This window comes from Streptomyces sp. NPDC037290, from assembly GCF_055603245.1.
Genome location: NZ_JBVJVZ010000014.1, coordinates 120171 through 137253, shown reverse-complemented (window position 1 = coordinate 137253; position 17083 = coordinate 120171). Strand labels below are relative to the sequence as shown.

At 70.5% G+C, this 17083-nt stretch carries 14 protein-coding genes; 5 read left to right on the top strand and 9 right to left on the bottom strand.

Features of this window, described 5'->3' with window-relative positions:
- Positions 1-59 precede the first annotated feature (59 nt).
- A complete protein-coding gene (locus ACZ7HQ_RS34295; RefSeq protein ID WP_023547771.1) occupies positions 60-734 on the bottom strand; it encodes a Crp/Fnr family transcriptional regulator in 675 nt (224 codons plus the stop codon).
- A 276-nt stretch (positions 735-1010) separates the two neighbouring features.
- Between ACZ7HQ_RS34295 and nth the strand changes: the two genes are divergently transcribed.
- The 3 genes from nth (at position 1011) to ACZ7HQ_RS34280 (ending at position 4012) form a co-directional block, all read left to right on the top strand.
- Positions 1011-1967, top strand: a complete 957-nt coding sequence (gene nth / locus ACZ7HQ_RS34290) for an endonuclease III (protein WP_470998625.1) — start codon at positions 1011-1013, stop codon at positions 1965-1967.
- 54 nt (positions 1968-2021) lie between these two features.
- Entirely contained in the window at positions 2022-2717 is a 696-nt protein-coding gene (locus ACZ7HQ_RS34285; RefSeq protein WP_470998622.1) for an NUDIX hydrolase, read from the top strand.
- Positions 2718-2812: 95 nt separating this feature from the next.
- Positions 2813-4012, top strand: a complete 1200-nt coding sequence (locus tag ACZ7HQ_RS34280) for a MarP family serine protease (protein ID WP_470998619.1) — start codon at positions 2813-2815, stop codon at positions 4010-4012.
- Positions 4013-4063: 51 nt separating this feature from the next.
- On the opposite strand, the gene ACZ7HQ_RS34275 is transcribed toward ACZ7HQ_RS34280, so the two are convergent.
- The 6 genes from ACZ7HQ_RS34275 to ACZ7HQ_RS34250 all read right to left on the bottom strand — a co-directional run bounded on the left by ACZ7HQ_RS34275 (position 4064) and on the right by ACZ7HQ_RS34250 (position 12007).
- Entirely contained in the window at positions 4064-4243 is a 180-nt protein-coding gene (locus ACZ7HQ_RS34275) for a hypothetical protein (protein ID WP_236053281.1), read from the bottom strand.
- Positions 4244-4412: 169 nt separating this feature from the next.
- Positions 4413-5333 carry an alpha/beta fold hydrolase gene (locus ACZ7HQ_RS34270; RefSeq protein ID WP_470998616.1) on the bottom strand — a complete coding sequence of 307 codons (921 nt, stop codon included), beginning with the start codon at positions 5331-5333 and terminating at the stop codon, positions 4413-4415.
- Entirely contained in the window at positions 5330-5818 is a 489-nt protein-coding gene (locus tag ACZ7HQ_RS34265) for a phage holin family protein (protein ID WP_470998613.1), read from the bottom strand. Before ACZ7HQ_RS34265 ends, ACZ7HQ_RS34270 begins: the two co-directional genes overlap by 4 nt.
- A gap of 126 nt (positions 5819-5944) precedes the next feature.
- Positions 5945-7387 carry a Na+/H+ antiporter NhaA gene (gene nhaA, locus ACZ7HQ_RS34260; RefSeq protein WP_470998611.1) on the bottom strand — a complete coding sequence of 481 codons (1443 nt, stop codon included), beginning with the start codon at positions 7385-7387 and terminating at the stop codon, positions 5945-5947.
- A 220-nt stretch (positions 7388-7607) separates the two neighbouring features.
- The gene (acs, locus tag ACZ7HQ_RS34255; protein ID WP_470998609.1) at positions 7608-9563 is read right to left on the bottom strand and encodes an acetate--CoA ligase; all 1956 of its coding nucleotides are present in this window, start codon (positions 9561-9563) and stop codon (positions 7608-7610) included.
- A 92-nt stretch (positions 9564-9655) separates the two neighbouring features.
- Positions 9656-12007 carry a SulP family inorganic anion transporter gene (locus ACZ7HQ_RS34250; RefSeq protein WP_470998607.1) on the bottom strand — a complete coding sequence of 784 codons (2352 nt, stop codon included), beginning with the start codon at positions 12005-12007 and terminating at the stop codon, positions 9656-9658.
- A gap of 282 nt (positions 12008-12289) precedes the next feature.
- On the opposite strand from ACZ7HQ_RS34250, the gene ACZ7HQ_RS34245 reads away from it, so the two are divergent.
- Positions 12290-13555, top strand: coding sequence for a polysaccharide deacetylase family protein (locus tag ACZ7HQ_RS34245; protein ID WP_470998605.1), 1266 nt, complete (start codon positions 12290-12292; stop codon positions 13553-13555).
- A 23-nt stretch (positions 13556-13578) separates the two neighbouring features.
- Here ACZ7HQ_RS34245 and ACZ7HQ_RS34240 read toward each other — a convergent pair whose 3' ends face one another.
- The gene (locus ACZ7HQ_RS34240; protein WP_470998602.1) at positions 13579-14571 is read right to left on the bottom strand and encodes an ATP-binding protein; all 993 of its coding nucleotides are present in this window, start codon (positions 14569-14571) and stop codon (positions 13579-13581) included.
- A 101-nt stretch (positions 14572-14672) separates the two neighbouring features.
- On the opposite strand from ACZ7HQ_RS34240, the gene ACZ7HQ_RS34235 reads away from it, so the two are divergent.
- Positions 14673-15497: a Fic family protein gene (locus ACZ7HQ_RS34235; protein WP_470998599.1), complete on the top strand. Its 825-nt coding sequence runs from the start codon at positions 14673-14675 to the stop codon at positions 15495-15497.
- 359 nt (positions 15498-15856) lie between these two features.
- Here the strand turns inward: ACZ7HQ_RS34235 and ACZ7HQ_RS34230 are convergent, their stop codons facing one another.
- Positions 15857-16687, bottom strand: coding sequence for an HAD family hydrolase (locus ACZ7HQ_RS34230; protein ID WP_470998596.1), 831 nt, complete (start codon positions 16685-16687; stop codon positions 15857-15859).
- Between the last annotated feature and the right edge of the window lie 396 nt (positions 16688-17083).

Sequence of the window (17083 nt, the reverse complement as noted above, 5' to 3'; positions counted from 1 at the left end):
GCAACTGTGCCGTGCGCAGTCGCCGCCGGCAGCTGGTTTTCGAACGCCGTGCGGCGGCGTCAGCGGGACCTCTTCGCCAGCCTCTCCACGTCCAGCAGGATCACCGCACGCGCCTCCAGGCGGAGCCACCCGCGCTGGGCGAAGTCCGCCAGCGCCTTGTTCACGGTCTCGCGCGAGGCGCCGACCAGCTGGGCCAGCTCCTCCTGCGTGAGGTCGTGAACGACGTGGATGCCCTCTTCGGACTGCACGCCGAAGCGGCGCGAGAGGTCCAGCAGGGCGCGCGCCACACGGCCGGGGACGTCGGAGAAGACCAGGTCGGACATGGCGTCGTTGGTCTTGCGCAGGCGGCGGGCGACGGCGCGCAGCAGGGCGCCGGCCACCTCGGGGCGGGCGTTCAGCCAGGGCTGGAGGTCGCCGTGGCCGAGACCGAGCAGTTTGACCTCGGTGAGCGCGGTCGCGGTGGCCGTACGCGGGCCCGGGTCGAAGAGCGACAGCTCACCGATCAGCTCGCTGGGGCCGACGACGGCGAGCATGTTCTCGCGGCCGTCGGGGGAGGTGCGGTGCAGCTTGACCTTGCCCTCGGTGACGACGTACAGCCGGTCGCCGGGGTCGCCCTCGTGGAACAGGGAGTCGCCGCGTGCGAGGGTCACCTCGCTCATGGAGGCGCGAAGCTCCGCGGCCTGCTCGTCGTCGAGAGCCGCGAAGAGCGGGTTGCGCCGCAGAACGTCGTCCACTGAGTTCTCTCCTTGTCGACCTGCTCAGGGGATCTTGCTCCCCCGAGTGCCAGGGGACCGTGTTCCCCATTTTGCCGGACGGTCCAAACAGTGTGATCTGTCACAAGGATGCCGCACAGGTGTCCCGAGGTAAGCGTCAGGGGTCCAATCGGAGTCCGATCAACCGGGTCCGGGGCGGATGTCGGTGCCGGGCTCTAGGCTGGCCGGGTGTCCAAATCGCCGGTGACAGCACAGGCCAAGGGGGTTTAGCGGGTGGTTGTACGTCGCGATTCCGCTGTGGGCGAACAAGGCTCTGACGGAGATAAGAAAACCGGAAAAACGGCTAAAAAGGCCACGTCCGCCAAGAAGGCCGGCTCCGCCAAGAAGGTCACCGCTGCGAAGAAGGCGGTCGCGACCGGCAAGGCCGTGGCGGTGAAGAAGTCGGCGCCCGCCAAGAAGGTCGCCGTGCGGCCCCCGCGGGAGGAGTCCCGCACCGCACTGGTCCGCCGCGCCCGCCGCATCAACCGCGAACTGGCCGACGTGTACCCGTACGCGCACCCCGAGCTGGACTTCGAGAACCCCTTCCAGCTGCTGGTCGCCACCGTGCTGTCGGCCCAGACCACCGACCTGCGCGTCAACCAGACGACCCCGGCGCTCTTCGCGAAGTACCCCTCCCCCGAGGACCTGGCCGCCGCCAACCCGGAGGAGGTCGAGGAGATCCTGCGCCCCTGCGGGTTCTTCCGGGCCAAGACCAAGTCGGTGATGGGGCTCTCCAAGGCGCTCGCCGAGGAGTTCGGCGGAGAGGTCCCGGGCAGGCTGGAGGACCTGGTCAAGCTGCCCGGCGTCGGCCGCAAGACCGCCTTCGTCGTGCTCGGCAACGCCTTCGGACGGCCCGGGATCACCGTGGACACGCACTTCCAGCGGCTGGTCCACCGCTGGCAGTGGACCGAGGAGACCGACCCGGACAAGATCGAGGCCGCCGTCGGCGCGCTGTTCCCGAAGAGCGAGTGGACCGACCTCTCCCACCACGTCGTCTGGCACGGCCGCCGTATCTGCCACGCCCGCAAGCCCGCCTGCGGCGCCTGCCCGATCGCCCCGCTCTGCCCCGCCTACGGCGAGGGCGAGACCGACCCGGAGAAGGCGAAGAAGCTCCTGAAGTACGAGAAGGGCGGCTTCCCCGGCCAGCGGCTCAAGCCCCCGCAGGCCTACCTCGACGCGGGCGGCAGGCCGGCCCCGCCCCTGGGGGCCGCGTGACGGAACGATCTCGGGGCCCTCGGGCGTTGGACAGGAAGAGCGACGGGGGTGGCGATGGCGAGGGCCAGTGAGACGCGGGGCGGCGCGGTGACGTTCAGCAAGGAGGGGCTGCCCGAGTGGCTGGCGCCCGTGGCGCGGGCCGCCGAGACGATCGAGCCGCTCCAGCTGAGCCGCTTCCTGCCGCCGGAGAACGGCTCGGGCCGCAAGTCGGCCGTCCTGATCCTGTTCGGCGAGGGCGAGCGCGGCCCGGAGCTGCTGCTGATGGAGCGCGCCGGTTCGCTGCGCTCGCACGCCGGGCAGCCCTCGTTCCCGGGGGGCGCGCTCGACCCCCAGGACGGCGACCCGCACAGCGAAGGGCCACTCCGGGCCGCGCTGCGCGAGGCCGAGGAGGAGACCGGTCTGGACCCGTCAGGCGTCCAGCTCTTCGGCGTGCTCCCCGCGTTGTACATCCCGGTCAGCGGCTTCGTCGTGACGCCCGTGCTCGGCTGGTGGCGTGAGCCCAGTCCGGTCGGCGTCGTCGATCCGAACGAGACCGCGCGGGTGTTCACGGTCCCCGTGGCGGATCTCACGGACCCCGCCAACCGCGCCACCACCGTTCACCCCAGCGGCCACCGAGGTCCGGCATTCCTGGTGGAATCGGCCTTGGTGTGGGGTTTCACGGCCGGAGTGATCGACCGCCTGCTGCACTTCGCGGGCTGGGAGCGCCCCTGGGACCGGGAGAGACAGGTCCCGCTCGACTGGCACTCATGACAGGGTGTCGTCCGTGCTGTGTCTTTCCGGGGGCCGACCCCTGGACCCCCGGCCGGGCCGCGGGGAGCGGAATGGAGTAGGCGAGGCCTGAAGCAGTGAACGTGCTGGACATCCTGTTGCTGGTCGCGGCCGTGTGGTTCGCGGTCGTCGGTTACCGCCAGGGCTTCGTCGTCGGCATCCTGTCGGTGATCGGCTTCCTGGGCGGCGGTCTCGTCGCCGTGTACGCGCTGCCCGTCATCTGGGACGCCGTGACCGACAACGCGGACGTCGGCACCACCGCGGCCGTGGTCGCCGTGGTCGTCGTCATCGTCTGCGCCTCCGTCGGCCAGGCCCTGACCACCCACCTCGGCAACAAGCTGCGCCGGTACATCACCTGGTCCCCGGCCCGCGCCCTGGACGCCACCGGCGGTGCCCTGGTCAACGTCCTCGCCATGCTGCTGGTGGCCTGGCTGATCGGGTCCGCCCTCGCCGGCACCACGCTGCCGACGCTCGGCAAGGAGGTGCGCGGCTCCAAGGTGCTCCTCGGCGTCTCCCGTGCACTGCCCGCGCAGGCCGACACCTGGTTCGCGGACTTCTCCTCCGTCCTCGCGCAGAACGGCTTCCCGCAGGTCTTCAGCCCCTTCGCCAACGAGCCGATCAAGGACGTACAGCCGCCCGACCCGGCCCTCGCGAACAGCCCGGTGACGCTGCGCGCCCAGCGCTCCATCGTCAAGGTGACCGGCACCGCCCAGAGCTGCGGCAAGGTCCTGGAAGGCACCGGCTTCGTCTTCGCCGACCGCCGGGTCATGACCAACGCGCATGTCGTCGGCGGCGTCGACGCGCCGACCGTGCAGATAGGCGGCGAGGGCCGCAAGTACGACGCCAAGGTCGTCCTGTACGACTGGAAGCGCGACATCGCCGTGCTCGACGTACCCGACCTGAAGGCGCACGCCCTGCGGTTCTCCACGAAGGACGCGGCCGGAGGGGACGGCGCGATCGTCGCGGGCTTCCCGGAGAACGGCTCGTACGACGTCCGCGCCGCCCGCGTGCGCGGGCGCATCACGGCCAACGGCCCGGACATCTACCACCGCGGCACCGTCCGACGCGACGTCTACTCGCTGTACACGACCGTCCGTCAGGGCAACTCCGGCGGCCCGCTGCTCACCCCCGACGGCCGGGTGTACGGCGTGGTGTTCGCCAAGTCCCTCGACGACGCCGAGACGGGCTACGCCCTGACGGCGGACGAGGTCCAGCCCGACATCGAGCAGGGACGCACGGCGAACGAGCAGGTGGGTACGGACAGCTGCGCCCTGTGACCTTCCGGTCCTGCGTGCGGTGACACTCCGATCCCGCGCGCGGGGAGAGGGTCAGCCGCGTGGGTGACGCAGGCGCACCGACACCCAGCGGGCGCGGCGGCGCAGGATGCGCGGAATCCCCACGCGAAGGTCCCCTTCCGCGAGTTGCGGAGTGCCTCGCTGAGGCGTGCTCAGACCGGTGGCCGAGCGGCGGTTGCGGGGTGCGTCACTGTAGTCGTGCGTCCAGCCCATACCCCGACGTGTGCCCCTGCCCGAAGGTCGATAACCGCCTGAGCGCCGCTCAATTGGCCTATGCGGCAGGCATGTGGCCGTTCGGGGGACAAGTGTTCACGATCCGGATACTCCACGCATCGGGCCCGTCACGATGCGGTCACAAACGTGCAGCCGCCACCGGCGTGAGTCACCGGTCCGGCTCGGGATCCTTCAGCCAGTTGACCAGTTCCGTGGAGAAGGCCGCCGGGTCCTCCTCGTGCGGAAAATGCCCGAGGCCGTCGAACAGGCGCCAGCGGTACGGCGCTTCGACGTACTCGCCCGAACCGGCAGCGCTGCGTGTGCGCGTCACCGGATCCAGTGAGCCGTGCAGATGCAGCGTGGGCACCCGCACCGGCCGCTTCATCCGGCGGTTGAACTGGATGCCGTCCGGGCGGGCCAGCGAGCGCACCAGCCAGCGGTACGGCTCGATCGCGCAGTGCGCCGTCGACGGAATGCACATGGCCCGCTGGTAGGTCTCCACCGCCGCGTCCTCCGGCGGTCGCGGACCGGACCAGTCCCGGATCAGCCGGCCCACCAGCGCACCGCCGTCCGCGGTGAGTTGACGCTCCGGGATCCACGGCCGCTGAAAGCCCCAGATGTAGGAGTTGGCGGCCGTCTGCCGGGCGTCCCGCAGCATCGCCGCGCGCCAGCGCCGAGGATGCGGCATCGAGACGACCGCGAGCCGGCGTACGAGCTTCGGCCGCATCGCCGCCGCCGTCCACGCCAGGTAGCCGCCCAGGTCGTGGCCGACCAGCGCCGCGTCGGGCTCGCCGAGCGAGCGGATCACCCCGGTGACGTCGAGCGCGAGGTTGGCGGGGTCGTACCCGCGGGGCGTGCGGTCGCTGCCGCCGACGCCCCGCAGGTCCATCGCGACCGCCCGGTAGCCCGCGTCCGCGAGCGCCACCAGCTGGTGCCGCCAGGTCCACCAGAACTGCGGGAAGCCGTGCAGCAGCAGCACCAGCGGGCCGTCGCCGAGTTCGGCGATGTGGAAGCGCGCGCCGTTGGCGGCGACATCCCTGTGGGTCCAGGGGCCTTCGATGCGTACGGCCGAGGGGGCGGGGTCCGTCATGACGACGAGCGTGCCACAGCTTCGATGGCCGCGGGCGTCCGGTCCTCGGGCAGCTCCGGCCGCGGGTGCGGCTTGGCGTTCTGCAGCACGCCCGCCGTCTCCTTCATCGAGGCGGCCACCTTCTGCGGGCCCCGGTCCTTCTTGGCCTTCTTCGCGAACACCACGCCGATCAGCGCGAGGAGGCCGGCGACCAGCACGTTGGCCGCGAAGGACAGCAGAAAGCAGACCGCCAGGTTCCAGCCGCTCCAGGTCCGGATGCCGTAGGCCAGCGCGAAGTTGAGCATCGGCAGGGAGAACACCAGGACGGCGCCCGCCATCGAGAAGGCGCCGCCGCTCATGGCGCCCTTCTTCACGTCCCGCTTCAGCTGGGCCTTGGCCAGCGCGATCTCGTCGTGCACCAGCGCCGACAATTCGGTCGTCGCCGAGGCGAACAGCTGGCCGATGCTGCGTTCGGCGCCGACCGGGCTGCCGTCGGGTGCGCTCATCGCGTTCTCCCTCAGAGTTCTCTCGTGCCGCAGGCGTTCCGTCGGGTACGGCCGCCCCGCCGGCGCGGCCGTCCTGTCCGGCCGTCCCGCTTCTGTGGCCGTCTTGTTTTGTACCGTCTCGTCAGATCATGCCGGACGGTTGTCCTCATCGCCTGCCCCGCCCGGTACTTCCGCAAGCCCGTGGCGCGCCGCAGCCGTCCGCTCGGCGGCGATCCGCCGGTGTTCGGCGGCCTTGCGCTCGTGGATCTCGGCCATGCGCAAGTGATAGGCGGGGTCGTCCTGCTCGTAGACGTCCGGGATGCCGTCGCGGTCCTCGTCGCGCTCCTCTTCCTCGCACAGCCTGCGGTACCTGGCGTTGCGTATCTTCAGCAGCACCGTCGCACACAGCGCCGCGATCAGCGATCCGATGAGGACGGCCGCCTTGACCTCGTCGGTGAGGACGGCGTCGCCGGCGAAGGCCAGTTCGCCGATGAGCAGGGAGACGGTGAACCCGATCCCGGCGAGGGACGCCAGTGCGAAGACGTCCGCCCAGGCGAGTTCCTCGCTGAGGGAGGCGCGGGTGAAGCGGACGGTAAGCCAGGTGCCGCCGAAGATGCCGAGCGTCTTGCCGAGGACCAGTCCCAGCACCACACCGAGCGTCTCCGGCTTGGTGAACACGTCGCCGACCGCCCCGCCGGAGACCGTCACCCCGGCGCTGAACAGCGCGAACGCCGGTACGGCGAGCCCTGCGGACAGCGGCCTCGTCAGGTGTTCGATGTGCTCGCCCGGCGAGTGCTGCTCACCCTCGCGGGTGGTGCAGCGCAGCATCAGGCCCATCGCCACGCCGGCGATGGTGGCGTGCACGCCGCTGTTGTACATCAGCGCCCAGATCACCAGGGCGAGCGGCACGTACACGTACCAGCCGCGCACGCCCCTGCGCAGCAGCAGCCAGAAGACCACCAGCCCGGCGACGGCCCCGCCGAGCGCGGCGAAGTTCAGCCGGTCGGTGAAGAAGATCGCGATGATCAGGATCGCGAAGAGATCGTCGACGACCGCGAGGGTGAGCAGGAAGGCGCGCAGTGAGCTGGGCAGGGAGGTGCCGATGACCGCGAGGACGGCGAGCGCGAAGGCGATGTCCGTGGCGGTGGGGACCGCCCAGCCGTGTGTGGAGCCGTGCCCGGTGAGGGTGGTGAGGGTGTAGACCAGCGCCGGTACGGCCATGCCGCACAGCGCGGCCACCACGGGCAGTACGGCCGCCCTGGGATCGCGCAGGTCCCCGGCGACCAGCTCGCGCTTCAGCTCGATACCGGCGACGAAGAAGAACACCGCGAGGAGGCCGTCGGCGGCCCAGTGGGCCACGGACAGGTTCAGGCCGAGCGCACCGGGGCCGAGGTGGAAGTGACTGGCGGACTCGTAGCTGTGGCGGAGGGCGGGGATGTTCGCCCAGAGCAGCGCCGCGACGGCCGCGAGGAGCAGCAGGACACCTCCGACGGTCTCGGTGCGCAGCGCGTCCGCGACGAAGGCCCGCTCGGGCAGGGACAGCCGTCCGAGGGCCTTGCGGGGGGTCTTCCGGATACGGGGCGCGGCCACGGCGGGACCTCCGGGTCGGTACGGCGATGATCACGCCGTCGCGGGATCGCCGACGGCGCCGCCGACCAGACTTCCCGGCACACCCTGAGGGAGCCAGTTTACGCGACCCTGACGCCAGAAGTTAGTGTGGCGAACGAAAAAAGCCCCCCGCGCCCCGTTTCCGGGACGCGGGGAACTGCGCTGCTCGGTCCCTGCTGGTTGCTCGGTCCCTGCTGGGTGCTCAGTCCTCGCTGGGTGCGGCCGGCAGCTTCGCCTGGATGAGATCCATGACCGCCGAGTCCGTCAGCGTGGTCACGTCCCCCAGCTGACGGTTCTCGGCGACATCCCGCAGCAGGCGGCGCATGATCTTGCCGGAGCGGGTCTTCGGCAGCTCGGCCACCGGCAGGATCCGCTTGGGCTTGGCGATCGGGCCGAGCGTGGCGCCCACGTGGTTGCGCAGCTCACCGACGAGCGCCTCGGTCTCCGCCGCCGTACCGCGCAGGATCACGAACGCGACGATCGCCTGGCCGGTGGTCTCGTCGGCGGCACCGACGACGGCCGCCTCGGCGACGGACGGGTGGGAGACGAGCGCCGACTCCACCTCGGTGGTGGAGATGTTGTGCCCGGACACGAGCATCACGTCGTCCACTCGGCCCAGCAGCCAGATGTCGCCGTCGTCGTCCTTCTTCGCACCGTCACCGGCGAAGTACTTGCCCTCGAACCGGGACCAGTACGTGTCGAGGAACCGCTGGTCGTCGCCCCAGATGGTGCGCAGCATCGACGGCCACGGCTCGGTCAGCACCAGGTAGCCACCGCCGCCGTTGGGTACCTCGTTCGCCTCGTCGTCGACGACGGTCGCGCTGATGCCGGGCAGCGGTGTCTGCGCGGAGCCGGGCTTGGCGTCGGTGACGCCGGGCAGCGGCGAGATCATCATCGCGCCGGTCTCGGTCTGCCACCAGGTGTCCACGACGGGCGTCCGGTCGGCGCCGATGGTCCTGCGGTACCAGATCCACGCCTCGGGGTTGATGGGTTCACCCACCGAGCCGAGGACGCGCAGGGAGGACAGGTCGAACTTGGCGGGGATCTCGTCGCCCCACTTCATGAACGTCCTGATCGCCGTCGGCGCGGTGTAGAGGATCGTGACCTTGTACTTCTGCACGATCTCCCAGAACCGGCCCTGGTGCGGGGTGTCCGGCGTGCCCTCGTACATGACCTGCGTCGCGCCGTTGGCCAGCGGGCCGTACACGATGTACGAGTGCCCGGTGACCCAGCCGACGTCGGCCGTGCACCAGTACACGTCCGTCTCCGGCTTGAGGTCGAAGACCGCCCAGTGCGTGTACGCCGTCTGGGTGAGGTATCCGCCGGACGTGTGCAGGATGCCCTTCGGCTTACCGGTCGTGCCGGAGGTGTAGAGGATGAACAGCGGGTGCTCCGCCTCGAACGCCTCCGGGGTGTGCTCGGCCGACTGCCGCTCGACGAGGTCGTGCCACCACACGTCCCGCTCGTCGTTCCAGGCCACGTCCTGGCCGGTACGGCGCACCACCAGCACGTGCTCGACGTTGTCGACCTTGCCGATCGCCTCGTCCACGGCGGGCTTCAGCGCGGACGGCTTGCCGCGCCGGTAGCCGCCGTCGGAGGTGATGACGACCTTGGCGTCGGCGTCCTGGATGCGGGTCGCGAGCGCGTCCGCCGAGAAGCCGCCGAAGACCACCGAGTGCGCGGCGCCGATCCGGGCCGAGGCCAGCATCGCGATCGCCGTCTCCGGGATCATCGGCATGTAGATGGCGACCCGGTCGCCCTTGCGAACCCCAAGCTCCAGCAGGGCGTTGGCCGCCTTGGAGACCTCGTCCTTCAGCTCGGCGTAGGTGATCGAGCGGCTGTCGCCGGGCTCGCCCTCGAAGTGGATGGCGACACGGTCCCCGTGCCCGGCCTCCACATGCCGGTCCACGCAGTTGTAGGCGACGTTCAGCTCGCCGTCCTTGAACCACTTCGCGAACGGCGGGTTCGACCAGTCCAGCGTCTCGGTCGGTTCCTTGGCCCAGGTCAGCCGGCGGGCCTGCTCGGCCCAGAAGCCGAGCCTGTCAGCCTTGGCCTGTGCGTACGCCTCCGCGGTGACGTTGGCATGCGCGGCCAGGTCGGCGGGCGGCGCGAACCTGCGTTCTTCCTTGAGCAGGTTGGCCAGGCTCTCGTTGCTCACGACATCTCCCTTTCCCGGGGTGTCCGTTGTGTCCTAGGCCACAGCTCATCAGACCAGGGGTGCCGATGACAAGGGTCTGCGGCCAAATTGGTTTAGACCTGTCTGAAGGTGGCCGTTCGTGCCGGATCGCGCGGCTCCTCCGCCGCGCCCCCACCCTCTCTGACGTCCTCGAACACCTTCCCGGTTCGATCGAGCAGATACGCCTGCGCCTCGCCCACGTGGAAGTACATCCCGTGCAGCTCCAACTCGCCCCTGGCGAGCGCGCGGGCCACCGGGGCGTGCTCCCGTAGGTGTTCCAGCTGCTGGACCACGTTGATCAGGCACAGCTGTTCCACCGCGTCCGTCGGCGCCCGCCCGGCCAGCCGGGGCTCGGCGCGGTGGTTCCCGGCCATCCGCAGCAGGCTCGGCCGCCCGTGCCGCAGCCACCGGCCCAGCGGGGTGTCGGCGGCGCCCTCGCCCTCGTCGGCCGTGGTCGTCAACGCCTGCATCGCCCCGCACCCCGAGTGCCCGCACACGGTGATGGAGCGCACGCCGAGCACGTCCACCGCGTACTCCACGGCGGCCGCCACCGAGTCGTCGCCGTGCTCCTCGCCCGGCGGCGGCACCAGGTTGCCGACGTTGCGGACGACGAACAGGTCGCCGGGACCACTGGCGGTGATCATCGACGTGACGAGCCGGGAGTCGGCGCAGGTGAGAAAGAGCTGCGCCGGCCGCTGACCCTCCCGGGCGAGCCGCGCCAGCTCCCCGCGCACCAGCGGTGCGGTGTTGCGCTGGAACGAGCTGATCCCACGGGCCAGTTCACGCCCCGCCTCCCGGCCCGCCGGGGCCGCGGTGGCGTGCGGGAAGCAGGACTGGTGGTTGCGCCAGGGCGTCCAGGGCCGGCACCGGCATCCGGCGGACGGGATAGGCCCGGCGGTCCGGATTCCGCCGCGCCGGCCCGACAGCTCGGCCGTACCGCCTCGCGCCGTGTGGGAGCTGCGCCAGTCCTGCAGGGACTCGTACGCCGCGTGGTCCATGAACGACCCGTCCAACTCCACGACGGCCAGGGCGCCTTGGGGTACGAGATGCAGGGCTCGGCTCAGCCGGGGCACCGCGAGGAACGTCAGCTGACCTCGGACACGTACGTGATGGACTCCTTCCTTCTCTTCGTGGGTGATGCGGGTGCGGGCGAGGCGGTTGAGAGCGATGGCGACCGCCACGGCGACCCCGAGGAGCACGCCCTGGAGGACGCCGAGGAGCACCACGCCGAGTGTCGTCGCGGCGTAGACCGGCCCTTCGCGGTGGCGCGTCACCGTGCGGATGTGGTGCAGGGACACCATCTGGATACCGACGGCCATGACCAGGGCGGCGAGGGAGGCGAGCGGGATCTCCTCCAGGGCCGGGACCATCAGCAGCGCGGCGACTACTACGAGAACGCCGTGCAGCATCGTGGAGTTCCGGCTCACGGCACCCGATTTCACGTTCGCGGTGCTGCGCACGGCCACCCCGGCGACCGGCAGTCCGCCGAGTGCCCCGGAGACGATGTTGGCGGCGCCCTGGCCCAGCAGCTCCCGGTCGAGGTCGGAGCGGCCGACCCGGAGGGCCGGACCGGGTCGGACCGCGACCAGTTTGTCCACGGCCACCGCGCCGAGCAGCGACTGCACGCTGCACACCAGGGTGGTGGTGAGCACGGCGGCGGCGAGTCCGAGCACCGGGCCGTCGGGCAGCCCGGCAAGGGCGTGGCTGCGCCAGGACGGTAGGTCGACCCGGGGCAGGGCCAGGCCGGTCAGGGCCGCCGTGGTGGTGGCACCGGCGACGGCGACCAGGGCGGCCGGCACCCTGCGGAGCAGTCGGCCGACGCGTCCGGGCAGGCGGGGCCAGGCCAGCAGCAGGGCGAGCGTCAGCGCGCTCATCGCGACGGCGGCCGGGTGCAGATGCGCCAACTGGGCGGGCAGTGCGCGCAGATTGGTGAGGACGGAGCTGTCCGGGCTGCCGCCGAGGACGATGTGCAGCTGGGCGACGGCGATGGTGAGGCCGATGCCGGCGAGCATGCCGTGCACCACGGCCGGGCTGACCGCGAGCGCGCCGCGCGCAACCCTCAGACAGCCGAGACCGAGCTGGGCGAACCCGGCCAGGACGGTGATGCCGCAGGTCGTCCGCCAGCCGTAGCGGTGGATCAAGTCGGCGGTGACCACGGTGAGTCCGGCGGCTGGGCCGCTGACCTGGAGCGGGCAGCCGCCGAGCCGGCCGGCGACGATTCCGCCCACGGCGGCGGCGACGAGGCCGGCCTGGAGCGGTGCGCCGGTGGCCAGGGCGATACCGAGGGACAGGGGCAGGGCGATCAGGAAGACCGCGACGGACGCGGACAGATCGGCGCCCGCCACGGACAGGCGGCGCCGTCCGCCCGGCGAGGGGCCGTGTGGCGGGTGCGGCTGCTGGGTGTGCGGGGGTGCGCAGGCTGACATGGTCCCGTCTCCTCCGGGGCGGCACGGTCGCGGACTGGGCGGGATGGATCACGGTCGGTAAATGAACCGTAATGAAGAGTAAAGACAAGGCATAACTTTTCAGGGCAAACGGGGCACTAGATCGCTCGCCTGAGTGAACTAATCATTTGATCGGCTTGTCGTACTAATTCCTTCTCGGTCCCGTGCGACCTTGGCGGCGCTGCCGGCACACAAGCCCGGCACATCACCAGAAAACGGCCCTCGTCAGCGTTTGCCTGAGAGAAGGAAGAAGGTGGGCGGAACATGGCCGCCACCCAGAGGATCGCCGTCGGCGCCGTGGTCGCCGCGGCCTGTGCCTCGTCGCTCGCCGGTTGCGCGACCGGCTCCAACGGTTCGAAGGAAGGTGCGTCCGGCCCGCAGAAAGGGGCGCCGGCCCCCGGGAGTGTGGTCCGGCTGATCGGGGACGGATCCACCGCGTACACCGGCGCACAGCCGCATCTGCCGAGACCCGAGCGGCTGAAGCCCGGACAGAAGCCGCCGCAGTTCGTCGTGTTCTCCTGGGACGGCGCGGGCGAGGACAGTCAGAAGCTGTTCTCGCACTTCCGTGAGGTCGCCAAGGAGAACCACGCGACCATGACGTTCTTCCTCAGCGGCGTGTACATGCTGCCGAAGGAGAAGCGTGACCTGTACAAGCCGCCCCAGCACTCGCCGGGCAGCTCCGACATCGGCTTCAACGACGAGAAGGGGATCGCCGACACCGCAAAGGAGGTGCGGCTGGCCTGGCTGGAGGGCAATGAGATCGGCACGCACTTCAACGGCCACTTCTGCGGGCCCGACGGCGGGGTCGGCACCTGGTCGGTGGACGAGTGGAAGAGCGAGATCGCCCAGGCCAAGCAGTTCGTGAAGTCCTGGAAGACCAACGCCGGCATGAAGAAGTCGGCCCCGCTGCCCTTTGACTACGACAAGGAGCTGATCGGCGCCCGGACCCCCTGCCTCGAGGGCCAGAAGAACTTCACGGAAGCGGCCCGCCAGTTGGGCTTCCGCTATGACTCCAGTGGGGTCAACGACCAGGTCTGGCCCAAGAAGAAGGAGGGGCTGTGGGATGTGTCCATGCAGCTGGTGCCCTTCCCCGGGCACACCTATGAACAGCTGACCATGGACTACAACTTCATGGTCAACCAGTCCGGCACCGAGACCCAGGGCGACCCGGACAAGTTCGACTACTGGGGCGACCAGATGCGCGACGGCCTCATCAAGGGCTTCTACCGGGCCTACGACGGCAACCGCGCGCCACTGATCATCGGCAACCACTTCGAGTCCTGGAACGGCGGCACCTACATGCGCGCCGTCGAGGACACGGTCAAGGAGGTGTGCAACAAGCCCGACGTGCGCTGCGTGTCCTTCCATCAGTTGGTCGACTGGCTGGACGCCCAGGATCCGAAGACCCTGGAGAAGCTGCGCACCCTGAAGGTGGGCGAGGCTCCCAGGCAGGGCTGGGCGTCCTTCCTCTCCGGCCGCCCGGCCCCGGCGCCGAAGGGAGTGCCCGGGGCGCCGGCGGTCAAGCAGTAGGCGTCACGCGGGAGCGGTAGGCGTCACGCGGGAGCCGTGGCACCCGCGCCGACGTCCTCGCCGAGCACGAAGGCGGGGTCGACCTGCGCCGCCAGGTCGGCCCCGGTGCGCTCGTTGCCCCACGCCTCGGCGTTCCTCAGGTGGAAGTGCACCATCTGGCGGGTGTAGCGCTCCCGGTCCCGCAGGTCGTACGTGGCGTCCGCGGTGGCCCGCAGGGTGTGCAGGGCGCGGGCGTTGGCCTCCTCCAGGAGGTCGAACCGGGGCGGGCGGCCCTTCTCCATGGCGCGCACCCAGTCCGAGCGCCCGACCGTCACGAGCAGGTCGTCCCCGACCTCCGTGCGCAGGAAGTCGATGTCGTCCTGTTCCTGGATCTTGTTGCCGACGACCTTCAGGGCGACGCCGAAGTCGCGGGCGTACTCCTTGTACTGGCGGTAGACGGAGACTCCCTTCCGGGTCGGTTCGGCGACGAGGAACGTCATGTCGAAGCGGGTGAACATGCCGGAGGCGAAGGAGTCCGAACCCGCTGTCATGTCGACCACGACGTACTCGTCGGGGCCGTCGACGAGGTGGTTCAGGAACAGCTCCACCGCTCCCGTCTTGGAGTGGTAGCAGGCGACCCCCAGGTCGGCGTCCGTGAAGGGGCCGGTGACCATCAAACGGACGGCACCGCCGTCGAGTTCCACGGGGCGCGCACAGGCGTCGTAGACCGGGTTCGGCTCCCGCACCCCGACCAGCCGGGAGCCCTCGCCGGGCGGGGTCGTCTTGATCATCTGGGCGGCGGAGGCGATGCGCGGGTTGGTGCCGCGCAGGTAGTCCTTGATCAGCGGCAGCTGCTCGCCCATGGCGGGCAGTGCGGCGGCCTCCGTCTCGTCGAGGCCGAGCGCGGGGCCGAGGTGCTGGTTGATGTCGGCGTCGATGGCGACCACCGGCGCGCCGGTGGCCACGAGGTGGCGGATGAAGAGGGAGGAGAGCGTGGTCTTGCCGCTGCCACCCTTCCCGACGAAAGCAATTTTCATGTTCACCAAGAGTAGTCGTGCGATAGCTGTATGTGTCACAAGGAAGTGAAGAAGACCACTCCTTCGAGGGGTGGGCCGTCGGGGTGCGTAGGGTCGTACTCATGAGTACGACAGGCGCGAACGCCGATCCGCTCGCGGCCCTGGGCTCGCTGCCCGGTGTGGCCGACTCCGTGGAGTCCGTGCGCAAGGCCGTGGACCGGGTCTACGGGCACCGGATCATGCGGCGCCGCAGCACCGAGATCACCTCCGAGGCGGCCCTGCGCGGCGCCCGTGGTTCGGCGGCGCTGTCCGGCGCCGACTGGGCTCTGGAGGAGGTGCGCCGGCGCACCGACTTCAGCGGCGACGCCGAGGCCCGCGTCATGGGCGCCGCCCTCAGGCTGTCGGCGGAGGCGGGACAGCTGCTGTCCATCTGGCGGCAGTCGCCCCTGCGCGTGCTGGCCCGGCTGCACCTGGTGGCCGCGGCGAGCAAGGGCGACGAGGTCGGCAGGCCGCGCCAGGCCGGCGAGGCGGTGGACGAGCCGCTGATCGAGCTGCCACTGCCGGACGCCCCGGAGGTCTCCGGCCGGTTGGAGGGACTCGCGGACCTGATCATCGCCGGGACGTCCGCGCCCGCGCTCGTGACGGCGGCCGTGGTGCACGGCGAGCTGCTCGCGCTGCGGCCGTTCGTGTCCCACAACGGCCTGGTCGCGCGCGCGGCCGAACGGCTCGTCCTGATCGGCAGCGGCCTGGACCCGAAGGCGATCTGCCCGGCCGAGGCCGGGCACGCCGAACTGGGCCGCGCCACCTACCTGGCGGCACTGGAGGGCTACGTCTCCGGCACTCCCGAGGGGGTGGCCGCCTGGATCGCGCACTGCGGCAGGGCGGTCGAGCTGGGCGCACGCGAGTCGACGGCGGTGTGCGAGGCGCTGCAGCGGGGCGCCGCCTGAGCGAGGCCCGCGAACCCCCGGACATGGGTTGCGGCGGTACGAGTGCTCGTACCGCCGCTGGCATGCTCACCGGGTTACCAAGCGTCCTCGATATACGCCCATCAGGTCGGGGACTTCTGCCCGTCACCTGGTGCGGCTGGCCCGTAATCGACGGGTCGACGTCGCGTGGGTGCCCGATGTCCATGCGGGGTCCGTGGGCCAAATGCGTAGTGTGAGGGGATCCTCGCGGATGTCCTTTGGTCTCGCGGGCCTAAGGCATTTGTACCGCGAGCCGGGAGGAAGCGGAACCCCTGCCCACGGTTCTTTACTTTCAGGTTCAAACGAGGTCGAAACGGGCGCCGTTCGGGTGGTGCTCCGGCTCAGACGGTGCTCCGGCGCCGGCTGGTGTACCAGACGAGGCCCGCGGTCGCGGCCGCCGCCCCTATGGCCGCCGCCGCGACCAGCGCGGGGCGGGGCGGTACGGAGAACGTGGGCAGCCGCTTCTTGAGCGGGACCGGCCGGCGGAACTCCAGCACCGGCCACCCCCGCGCGACGGCCTCGCGGCGCAGCGCGCGGTCCGGGTTCACCGTGTGCGGGTGCCCGACCGCCTGGAGCATCGGCAGATCCGTCGCGGAGTCGCTGTAGGCGTAGCAGCGGTCGAGGTCATAGCCCTCGGACACGGCCAGCTCCCGGATCGCCTCGGCCTTGGTCGGGCCGTAGGCGTAGTACTCCACCTCTCCGGTGAAGCAGCCGTCCTCGCCGACGACCATGCGCGTCGCCACCACCCGGTCCGCGCCGAGCAGTTCGCCGATGGGTTCCACCACCTCGGCTCCCGAGGTGGACACGATCACCACGTCCCGCCCGGCCGTGTGGTGCTCCTCGATGAGGGAGGCGGCCTCGTCGTAGATGATCGGATCGATGAGGTCGTGCAGGGTCTCGGCGACGATCTCCCGGACCTGCTGCACGTTCCATCCCCGGCACATGGCGGACAGATACTCGCGCATGCGCTCCATCTGGTCGTGATCCAGGCCCCCGGCCAGGAAGACGAACTGGGCGTATGCGGTACGCAGCGCGGCCCTGCGGTTGATCAGCCCGCCCTGGTAGAAGGACTTGCTGAAGGTGAGCGTGCTCGACTTCGCAATGACCGTCTTGTCCAGGTCAAAGAAGGCGGCTGCGCGGGGCAAGGAGTGGTTTTCCACGCCCCTGAGCATAGGCGCCCACCATTCGGCGTAAGGTGGGGCGCGTGGGTTTGCCTGAGAGGGCTCTCGGGTACACCATGGAAGTCACGGATCGTTCGCGACCGTGCTAACCCGGTCCGGCTCCTCCCCCCCCGAGTCGGCCGTGGGGACGACCCCCGCTCTCCCCCCCGGCGGGGGTCGTCGCATGTCCGGATGGGTTTTCTCCGTCCTCCCCCTTCTCCCCGCGACCGCGGCTCCAGCTTCGCGCCACCGTGGCCGCGGCTTCGGCGTGCCCCCGATCGGTTACTGCGGGTAGTCGTCGCGCTGCTCTGTGGAAGTCGCACAGGCGTCAGGGCAGAGGTCACCGGTATGGGTGACGGCGATATTCACAGCCTCCGAGTTGTCCACGGTTTTCCACCAAGATCCACA